The organism is Rhodoferax sp. (assembly GCF_039922535.1).
Classification (GTDB): Bacteria; Pseudomonadota; Gammaproteobacteria; order Burkholderiales; family Burkholderiaceae_C; genus Rhodoferax_B.
The window spans coordinates 25210-34764 of the sequence record NZ_JBDTEM010000094.1 but is presented as its reverse complement, the minus strand read 5'-3'; the positions used below and the strand labels follow the sequence as shown (position 1 = coordinate 34764).

Here is a 9555-nt window from a genome sequence, read left to right as displayed (position 1 = left end):
GAAGGCCGCCGAAATCCTGGAGCTCATCGACACGCCGAAAGACCAAGTGGTGTTCACCGAGCTAGGCCGCCGGTTTGTGGCCGCCGACCCCGCGACCCGGCGCGGCATTTTTGCCGAGCAGGTGTTCAAGCTGCGGCTATTCCACATCATCATCGCGCTGCTGCACGAATACGAGGAGGTAGAAGCCGACCGGGTGATCAAGGACATCGGCAGCGCCCTGCCCTATGACAACCCCGAGCGCATCTTCCAAACCATGATCGCCTGGGGCCGCTACGCCGGCCTGATGGACTGCAACACCAAGACGCGGATGGTGTTTGTGCCGAAAAGCGAAACTGCCGATGAAACGGCCTAGGTTTGCTACAGAATAAATAGCTTCTTGCGTAGGCAGTACCTGCGCCAGAGCCCGATTAGGCTTAAATTTTCAGCGCGGCTTCCAGGGCATCGACAAACAGCGCAGCCACATCGCAACCCGTCTGGTCAAAAATTTCCTGGAAGCAAGTCGGGCTGGTGACGTTGATCTCGGTCACGCAGTCGCCAATCACATCCACGCCCACCAGCAGCAGGCCGCGCGCCGCCAGGATGGGGCCCAGGGTTTCGCCGATCTCGCGGTCGCGAGCCGACAGCGGCTGGGCCACACCTTTACCACCCACCGCCAGGTTGCCACGCACCTCGCCGCCCTGCGGAATCCGCGCCAGGCAAAACGGCACCGGCTTGCCGCCAATCACCAGCACGCGCTTGTCGCCCAGGGCGATTTCGGGCAGAAACTTTTGCACCATCACGCTCTGGGCACCGTCTTTGTTCAGCGTCTCGATGATGCCGCCCAGGTTCAGGCCGTCGTCCTTGACGCGGAAGATGCCCATGCCGCCCATGCCGTCCAGCGGCTTCAAGATGATGTCGCGGTGCGTGGCGTGGAAGGCCTTGATGGCTTCGGCGCTGCGCGTCACCAGCGTGGGGCCGCTGAACTGCGGAAACTCCATGATGGCCAGCTTTTCGGGGTGGTCCCGCAAGGCGCGCGGCTTGTTGAACACCTTGGCGCCTTCGCGCTCGGCCTGCTCCAGCAGGTGGGTGGCGTAGAAGAATTCGGAGTCAAACGGCGGGTCTTTGCGCATGATGATCGCACCAAAGTCCTTCAGCGCGCGCGGGCTGCCCGCAAATAGCGGCTGGGCGGCACTGAACCAAGCGGCTTTGTCACCCGTCAGGTGAATATCCCGCACCTGGGCCGTCACCACGCCGCCGGTCTGCCATTGCAGATCGTGGGGTTCGCAGGCCGAAATGGTGTGCCCGCGCCGCTGCGCCTCGCGCATCATCACAAAGGTGCTGTCTTTGTGGATTTTGAAAGACTCAAGCGGGTCGGCAACGAAGAGGATGTTCATGGGAACCTTCAAACAATGGAACGGCGGTACTGTTGCACAAACAGGGCGATGGCCCCGGCCACTACCCCCCAAAAGGCCGAGCCCACACCGGCTATCACCACGCCGCTGAGCGTGACCAGGAAAGTGATGGTAGCGGCCTCGCGGTGCTGCGGGTCGTGCAGCGCGGTAGACAACGCGCCGCCGATGGTGCCCAGCAGCGCCAGCCCGGCGATGGCCGCGATCAGCTCGCGCGGAAAGGCCGTCAGCACGCCAGTAATGGCCGCGCCAAACAGGCCGATCAGCACGTAAAAAATGCCGCAGGCCGCCGCAGCGGTATAGCGCTTGGCCTTGTCGGTATGCGCCTCGGGGCCCATGCAGATGGCGGCGGTGATGGAGCTCAGGCACAGCGCAAACGCACCGAACGGGGCCAGCACCAGGGTGGCCAGGCCGGTGATGGTGATGAGCTTAGAGATCGGCATCTGGTAGCCCGCCGCGCGGATGGCGGCCACACCGGGCAGGTTTTGCGAGGCCATGGTTACCACAAACAGCGGCAGCGCCATGCTGACCATGGCGGCCCAGGTGAAGCTGGGCACCACCAGCACCGGTTTTGCCAAAGAAAATACGATACCAGCGCCCGTGAATTCTCCACGAGCAGCTACGAAAGCAATAGCAACCAGCAAAGTCAACACCACCGCAAAACGCGGCAGCCAGCGCCGGGCCAGCAAGTAGGTCGCCAGCATCAGCAGCACCAGCGGCAGGGCCGACTGCGCGGCGGCAAAGCCGTTCAGCCCGAAGCGCGCCAGCACCCCGGCCAACAGGGCGGCGGCAATCGCCACCGGAATGCGGCCCATCACCCGCTCGAACAAGCCGGTGATGCCGCACAGCGCAATCAGCGCGCCGCTGGCCATGAACGCGCCAATCGCCTCGGGCATGCTGAAGCCGCCTGCCACCGCGGCCGTGGCCACCACCGCCGCACCGGGCGTGGACCAGGCAATCATCACCGGCTGGCGCAGCCACAGCGAGGGCAGCAGCGTGCACAAGCCCATGCCCAGGCCCAACGCCCACATCCACGAGGTGAGCTGCTCCGGCGTGGCGTGCAGGGCCTGCGCGGCCTGGAAAACGATGGCCACCGAACTGGTGAAGCCGACCAGTACCGCCACAAAACCGGCGGTGGTGGCAGAGAGATTTATGTCTTTAAAAAACGCCATGCGCCGATTGTCCATGACGTAGCCAAGCTATCGTGATCAAAAAAATAAGGAAAATAGCCGCCTAGCGCTTATTCCACCTTCACTGAAAGCTCTCATTTGTATAGCATCCACTCAATGCCGTCGGCCTAGCCAGCGCAACAGCTGCTGGATGCGCGGCGTGTACGGCGGATACACCAGACCCCCGCCCGACCAGCGCGACTGCAGGAACACCGGCTTTTCAAAACTGAACTGGCGAAAGCCCCATTCGCCGTGGTAATGCCCCTGGCCGGACGGCCCCACGCCGCCAAACGGCAGGCCGTCTTGCGCCAGGTGTACCAAGGTGTCGTTGATGGACACGCCGCCAGACTGGGTCTGGGCCAGCACCTGGTCACGGTGCGCGGTGTCGGTGCCGAACCAGTACAGAGCCAGCGGCTTGTCGCGGGCATTCACAAAGGCAGTCGCCTCGTCCAGCGTGTCGTAGGGGACGATGGGCAGCAAGGGGCCGAAGATTTCTTCTTGCAGCACGCGCATGCCGGCGTGCACGTTCAGCAGCAGCACGGGGGGCATCTGGCGACCCGTTCCGGTTGACTCCAGCTCCACCACCGTCGCACCCTGCTGTTGGGCATCGGCCACCAGGGCCTGCAGGCGCGCCAAGTGCCGGTCGCTGGCGATGCTGGTGTAGTCGGGGTTACCTTGGAAGGTGGGGTAGAGCCGCAGCATGCTGGCGCGCAGGGCATCGGCGAATGCGCCCACCATGGCGCGCGGCACCAGGGCGTAGTCGGGGGCGATGCAGGTCTGGCCCGCGTTGATGAGCTTGCCCCAGGCAAGGCGGTCCATCGTCTTGCCCAGGTCGCACGAGGCATCCACGATCACCGGCGACTTGCCGCCCAGTTCCAGCGTCACCGGGGTCAGGTTTTTAGCCGCCGCCTGCGCCACCAAACGCCCCACGGCGGTGGAGCCGGTGAACACCAAGTGGTCGAACGGCTGGGCGCAAAACGCCTGGCCCAGGGTGGCATCGCCGGTGAGCACCGCCACCTCGTCGGGCGCGAAGAATTCGGCCACCGCCAGCCGCAGTCCCTCGGCAAAGCACGGCGTGAGTTCCGACGGCTTCAGCAGCGCCCGGTTGCCCGCCGCCAGCACATCCACCAACGGCGACAAGGCCAGCAGCAGCGGGTAGTTCCAAGGGCTGACGATGCCCACCACACCCAGCGGCTGGCGCAGCAGCCGACTGTGGCCCGGCCAAAACAACCATCCCGTAGCAGCCCGCCGGGGCCGCATCCAAGCCCGCAGGTACTGGCGCGCGTGGCGGATGGCGCTGCGGATGGGCACTAGTTCGGTTACGGTGATCTCAGCCGCCGCGCGGGTGCCGAAGTCCTGGCTGATCTGGGCGGTGAAGCGTTCGGCATGCTGGTCCAGCAGCGCGCCCAGGCGCTGCAGGCGGTCCCGCCGGGTGGCCTCGCTGGGCGCGGGGTCGGCGGCATGGGCCTGGCGTTGCAGGGCTAGCAGGCGTGAAAGGTCGGATTCTGGGGTTTGCATAACCGCATAGTGCCAGTACACCCCGGCTGCGGGGAAAATAGCCCGCCACAGATGTGACACACTTCGATTCCCCGCCTGAGAGACCTGCCATGACGACCCCGTTTTTTGACTTTTCCCCCGCCAGCATCGCCACCCTGGCCGCTGCCGACGTGGCCCGCGCCCTGAATGAGGATGTCGGCCCCGGCGACCTGACCGCCGCGCTGATCGACCCCGCACGCCACACCCGCGCCCGCATCCTGGCCCGCGAAGCCGCCGTGCTGTGCGGCACGCCCTGGGTCGAAGCCACGCTGCGCCAAGTCGCCCCCACCGCCACCTGGCAATGGCAGGTGCAAGAAGGCGCAAGCTGCGCCGCCGACCAGGTGGTGCTGGAGTTGGAAGGTCCGGCCCAGGCCCTGCTGACCGCCGAGCGCACCGCCCTCAACTTCCTGCAGTTGCTGAGTGCCGTGGCCAGCCGCACCGCGCTGCACGTGCAGGCGGTCGCAGGCACCGGCACCCACATCGTGGACACCCGCAAAACCCTGCCCGGCCTGCGCCTGGCACAAAAGTACGCGGTGCGCGTGGGCGGTGGCACCAACCACCGCATCGGCCTGTATGACGCGGTGCTGATCAAAGAAAACCACATCGCCGCCGCCGGGGGCGTGACCGCCGTGCTGCAGCGCGCCGCCGCCCTGGCCCAGCAAGCGAGCTTCATCGAGATCGAAGTCGAAACCCTGGCCCAGCTCGACGAAGCCCTGGATGCCGGAGCCCGCATGGTGCTGTTGGATAACATGGACCTGCCCACGCTGCAGGAGGCGGTACGCCGCAACAGCGCCCGCGGTGACCACAAAGCGGTGCTGGAAATCTCCGGCGGCGTAACCTTGCAAGGCCTGCGCACCCTGGCCGAAACCGGCGTAGACCGGATCTCCATCGGCGGCCTGACCAAGGACGTGAAGGCCACCGATTACTCCATGCGTTTCCAGGACCTGTGAGGCAAACCCCATGACCACCACCATGATGGAAGTTGAATACGAGCAACCCGTAGCAGGTGCCGCCTGCGCTCCGCGCCACGCCTGGGCCCGGGTGCCGGTGGAGCCCAGCCCCAGCGAGCGGCTGGCCTTGAAAGACCGCATCCGCCGCCTGCTCAAAGAGCGCAACGCGGTGATGGTGTCGCACTACTACGTGCACCCCGATTTGCAGGATCTGGCGGAAGAAACCGGCGGCCTGGTCAGTGATTCGCTGGAGATGGCGCGTTTTGGCCGCGACCACGCAGCGCAGACCCTGGTGGTCTCCGGCGTGCGCTTCATGGGCGAAACCGCCAAGATCCTGTCGCCCGAAAAACGCATCCTCATGCCCGACCTGGAGGCCACTTGCTCACTCGACCTGGGCTGCCCCAGCGCCGAGTTCAACGCCTTTTGCGATGCCCACCCCGACCGCACCGTGGTGGTCTACGCCAACACCAGCGCCGAGGTGAAAGCCCGCGCCGACTGGCTGGTCACCTCGGGCTGCGCGCTTGACGTGGTGCGGGCCTTGAAAGACCAGGGCCACAAAATCCTGTGGGCCCCCGACAAGCACCTGGGGGCCTACATCCAGAAGGAAACGCAGGCCGACATGGTGTTCTGGAACGGGGCCTGCATCGTCCACGACGAGTTCAAGGCCTTTGAGCTGGAGGCATTGAAAGCCGAACACCCGGAAGCCAAGGTGCTGGTGCACCCCGAGTCGCCCGCCGATGTGATCGCCCTGGCCGATGCTGTGGGCTCTACCTCGGCCATCCTGAACGCCGCGCGGACGATGGATGCCACCACCTTCATCGTCGCCACCGACAACGGCATGCTGCACAAGCTGCGTATGCAAAACCCCGGCAAATTGTTCATCGAAGCCCCCACCGCGGGCAACAGCGCCACCTGCAAGAGCTGCGCGCACTGCCCCTGGATGGCCATGAACGGCCTGGCCGGGCTGGCCGACGTGCTGGAGCATGGGCGCAACGAGGTGCATATCGACCCCGCCCTGGGCCTGCGCGCCCGCCTGCCGATCGACCGCATGCTGGCCTTCACGGCAGCACTCAAAAACGGCCAACCTACGACCGGCCTGGTGCCGAATATCGGCGCGGCCTGATGGAAGGCAGGACGGAGCACATTACCGCGCTGATTGACTTTGCCGACCCGCGCGGGGGTGCCCGTGTGCGGCACGCGTTTGGCGCGCCGCAGCAGACACTGGTGGCCCACACGCTGGAGCAGGTCAAGCCCTTGCTGGATGCCGTACAGGCCGCGTCGGCGCAAGGTTTGTGGTGCGTAGGCTATGTGCGCTTTGAAGCGGCACCAGCGTTCGATTCCGCCCTGACCGTGCACCCTGCCGACGGCCCACTGGCCTGGTTCGCGGTGTTTGATACGCCCCTGCCCTGGCCCGAACCCCGCACCGCCAGCGCGCAAATCGACTGGCACAGCTTCATCCCCCGGCCCGATTTCGACGCCGCCATGGACGCGCTGCACCATGCCATCCAAGCTGGCGAGCTGTACCAGGTCAACCTGACGGCGCAGATGGCGGGGGCATTCAGCGGCGACCCGCAAGCCCTGTTTGCCGCCCTGCAGCGCGCCCAACCGGGCGGTTATGCGGCGCTGCTGGATACGGGCGACGCGCAGATCCTGTCCGTCTCGCCCGAGCTGTTTTTTGATTGGCGCGATGGTCACATCCTGGCCCGCCCGATGAAAGGCACGGCCCGCCGGGGCGCGGATGCGCAAGAGGATGCGGCCCTGGCGGCATCCCTGCGCACGTCGCCCAAGGAGCGCGCCGAAAACGTGATGGTGGTCGATTTGCTGCGCAACGACATTTCACGCATCGCCCAGCCCTTCAGCGTGCAGGTGCCGCGCCTGTTCCACACCGAGGCACTGCCCACGGTGTGGCAAATGACCTCCGACGTGAGCGCCCGCACCCGGCCCGGCTGCACGCTGGCCGAGGTGTTTACCGCGCTGTTCCCCTGCGGCTCGGTCACCGGCGCGCCCAAGGTGCAGGCCATGCGCATGGTCCACCGCCTGGAGCCCACGGCACGCGGCGTGTACTGCGGTGCCATCGGCGTGGTGCAGCCGGGCGGGGCCAGCACCTTCAACGTGCCCATCCGCACCGTGACGCTGCGTGGCACCGAGGCCCGCTGCGGCATCGGCAGCGGCATCACCGCCGATGCCCAGGCCGAAGGCGAATGGCAGGAATGGGCCGCCAAACAGGCCTTTGTGCAGCGCGCCAGCGCGCCGTTTGCGCTGCTGGAAACGCTGGCCATGGTGGACGGCAGCCTGCGCCACCGCGATGCCCACCTGGCCCGCATGCAAGCGGCGGCCGCGCATTTCGGCACGCCATGGAATCAGGAGCACGTCCACCAAGTGCTGCAAACCATCCTCCGCCCGCAAGGCGCATGGCGGGTACGCCTGCTGCTGGACGCGCAAGGCCAGGCCACCGCCGAGGCCTACCCGCTGGAAGCCAGCCCCGCCCTGGTGCACCTGCAATTGGCCGACCGCCCCTTGGCCGCGGCGCACAGCGAATTCGTCCGCTTCAAAACGACCCGCCGCGCCCACTACGATGCTTTCACCTCCACCCAGCCGGGCGTGTTCGACACCCTGCTGTGGAACGCAGCGGGCGAAATCACCGAGTGCACACGCGGCAACATCGCCCTGCGGCTGGACGGCCAGTGGGTGACCCCACCCCTGGCCTGCGGCCTGCTGAGGGGCATCGGACGTGACAACGCCCTGCAAACAGGGCGTGTGGTGGAGGCGGTGGTGCGGGTGGACGACCTGCCGCGGGTGGAGGCACTGGCTTTCGTCAACAGCCTGCGCGGGTGGATTGCGGCGGAGCTGACCTAAAACTATCGTTTTGATAGCTGCTTGCGCAGGTGCTATCTGCGCTAGAGGCCGATTTCTTATAAATTTTCCGGCACCAGCACAGTGGCTTCTGCGGTGGCCGCCAGCTCCGGGTAATCGCGGCTGAAATGCAAACCTCGGCTCTCCTGCCGGGCGCGGGCGCTGCGGACGATCAGGTCGGCCACCTGGACCAGATTGCGCAGCTCCAGCAGGTCGCGGGTGACGTGGTGGCGGGCGTAGAACTCGTCGATTTCGCTTTGCAGCAGGGCGATGCGGTGGGCGGCGCGCTCCAGGCGTTTGTTGGTGCGCACGATGCCCACGTAGTCCCACATGAAGCGGCGCAGCTCGTCCCAGTTGTGGGAGATGACCACCAGTTCGTCGCTGTCGATCACCTGGCTGTCGTCCCAGGCCGGGAGTTGGGGTGCGGGGGCGCGGTCTACGGCGGCCATGGCCTGCGCGGCGGCACGGGCAAACACCATGCATTCCAGCAGCGAATTGCTGGCCAGCCGGTTGGCGCCGTGCAGGCCGGTGCAGGCGGCTTCGCCCAGGGCGTACAGGCCGGGCACGTCGGTGCGGCCTTCCAAATCCGTCAGCACGCCGCCACAGGTGTAGTGGGCGGCGGGCACGACGGGGATGGGCTGGTGGGCGATGTCGATGCCCAGCTCCAGGCAGCGGGCGTAGATGTTGGGGAAATGCTCCAGCAAAAAAGCCTTGGGCTGGTGCGAGATGTCGAGGTAGACGCAGTCGAAGCCGCCTTTTTTCATCTCGAAGTCGATGGCGCGGGCCACCACGTCGCGCGGGGCCAGTTCGGCGCGCGCGTCGTGCTCGGGCATGAAGCGGCTGCCGTCGGGGCTCAGCAAGCGGCCGCCTTCGCCGCGCACGGCTTCCGAGATCAAAAACGACTTGGCGTGCGGGTGGTACAGGCAGGTGGGGTGGAACTGGATGAATTCCATGTTCGCCACCTGGCAGCCTGCGCGCCAGGCGGCGGCAATGCCGTCGCCGGTGGCGGTGTCGGGGTTGGTGGTGTACAGGTAGACCTTGCCCGCGCCGCCGGTGGCCAGGATGGTGTTGGGGGCGCTAAAGGTGAGCACCTGGTCGGTGTCGGCATCCAGCGCGTACAGGCCCACGCAGCCCTGCTGGGGCAGGCCCAGCTTGCTGCCGATGATGAGGTCCACCAGGGTGTGGTTTTCGAACAAAGTGATCTGCGGGTGGCTGCGCACCTGGGCCATCATGGTGGCCTGCACGGCCGCGCCGGTGGCATCGGTGGCATGGACGATGCGGCGGTGGCTGTGGCCGCCTTCGCGGGTCAGGTGCAGCGCGCCGTCTTCCTGCGAGAACGGCACCCCCAGGGACTGTAGCCAGGCAATGCATTCGGGCGCGTGTTCGACCACAAAACGGGTGGCATCTACATCGCACAGGCCGCCGCCTGCGATCAGGGTGTCGTCCACGTGCGATGCGAAGCTGTCGCCCTCGCCCAGCACCGCCGCAATGCCGCCCTGGGCCCAGGCGCTAGCCCCGTCGGCCATGCCGCGTTTGGTGAGCACGGCGACGCGGTGGGTGGGGGCCAGCAGCAGCGCGGCGCTGAGGCCTGCCAGACCGCTGCCCACGATCAAAACATCAAAATCCTGGGTGGCGGCTTTGGTGGTCAATGTATGTCTC

8 protein-coding genes are annotated in these 9555 nt (G+C 66.4%); 4 read left to right on the top strand and 4 right to left on the bottom strand.

Annotation, left to right across the window (positions count from 1 at the left end; translation table 11 throughout):
• On the top strand, positions 1-352 hold a 352-nt coding region (locus tag ABI213_RS04280), incomplete at its 5' end, for an AAA-associated domain-containing protein (RefSeq protein WP_348026195.1).
• A 61-nt stretch (positions 353-413) separates the two neighbouring features.
• Here the strand turns inward: ABI213_RS04280 and gshB are convergent.
• The 3 genes from gshB to ABI213_RS04265 all read right to left on the bottom strand — a co-directional run bounded on the left by gshB (position 414) and on the right by ABI213_RS04265 (position 4075).
• The gene (gene gshB, locus ABI213_RS04275; protein WP_348014535.1) at positions 414-1373 is read right to left on the bottom strand and encodes a glutathione synthase; all 960 of its coding nucleotides are present in this window, start codon (positions 1371-1373) and stop codon (positions 414-416) included.
• An 8-nt stretch (positions 1374-1381) separates the two neighbouring features.
• Positions 1382-2560: a benzoate/H(+) symporter BenE family transporter gene (locus ABI213_RS04270; RefSeq protein ID WP_348007579.1), complete on the bottom strand. Its 1179-nt coding sequence runs from the start codon at positions 2558-2560 to the stop codon at positions 1382-1384.
• Between the two features lie 111 nt (positions 2561-2671).
• The gene (locus ABI213_RS04265) at positions 2672-4075 is read right to left on the bottom strand and encodes a coniferyl aldehyde dehydrogenase (RefSeq protein ID WP_348026193.1); all 1404 of its coding nucleotides are present in this window, start codon (positions 4073-4075) and stop codon (positions 2672-2674) included.
• Between the two features lie 89 nt (positions 4076-4164).
• Here ABI213_RS04265 and nadC point away from each other — a divergent pair, with 89 nt between their 5' ends.
• The 3 genes from nadC to pabB are packed head-to-tail and all read left to right on the top strand — an operon-like array spanning position 4165 to position 7899.
• Entirely contained in the window at positions 4165-5043 is an 879-nt protein-coding gene (nadC, locus tag ABI213_RS04260) for a carboxylating nicotinate-nucleotide diphosphorylase (protein WP_348005723.1), read from the top strand.
• A 10-nt stretch (positions 5044-5053) separates the two neighbouring features.
• Positions 5054-6166 (top strand): quinolinate synthase NadA, encoded by a 1113-nt coding sequence (nadA, locus tag ABI213_RS04255; RefSeq protein ID WP_348005724.1) that lies wholly within the window; start codon positions 5054-5056, stop codon positions 6164-6166.
• Complete coding sequence (gene pabB, locus ABI213_RS04250) at positions 6166-7899, top strand: aminodeoxychorismate synthase component I (protein WP_348005725.1); 1734 nt, start codon at positions 6166-6168, stop codon at positions 7897-7899. The genes nadA and pabB overlap by 1 nt, the downstream gene beginning before the upstream one ends.
• 56 nt (positions 7900-7955) lie before the next feature.
• Here pabB and nadB read toward each other — a convergent pair whose 3' ends face one another.
• Positions 7956-9545 (bottom strand): L-aspartate oxidase, encoded by a 1590-nt coding sequence (gene nadB / locus ABI213_RS04245; protein WP_348005726.1) that lies wholly within the window; start codon positions 9543-9545, stop codon positions 7956-7958.
• Positions 9546-9555 lie beyond the last annotated feature (10 nt).

Excerpts from the sequence above, each read along its gene's own strand:
- gshB (WP_348014535.1), bottom strand. The coding sequence starts at position 1,373 with ATGAACATCCTCTTCGTTGCCGACCCGCTTGAGTCTTTCAAAATCCAC.
- ABI213_RS04270 (WP_348007579.1), bottom strand. The coding sequence starts at position 2,560 with ATGGCGTTTTTTAAAGACATAAATCTCTCTGCCACCACCGCCGGTTTT.
- ABI213_RS04265 (WP_348026193.1), bottom strand. The coding sequence starts at position 4,075 with ATGCAAACCCCAGAATCCGACCTTTCACGCCTGCTAGCCCTGCAACGC.
- nadC (WP_348005723.1), top strand. The coding sequence starts at position 4,165 with ATGACGACCCCGTTTTTTGACTTTTCCCCCGCCAGCATCGCCACCCTG.
- nadA (WP_348005724.1), top strand. The coding sequence starts at position 5,054 with ATGACCACCACCATGATGGAAGTTGAATACGAGCAACCCGTAGCAGGT.
- pabB (WP_348005725.1), top strand. The coding sequence starts at position 6,166 with ATGGAAGGCAGGACGGAGCACATTACCGCGCTGATTGACTTTGCCGAC.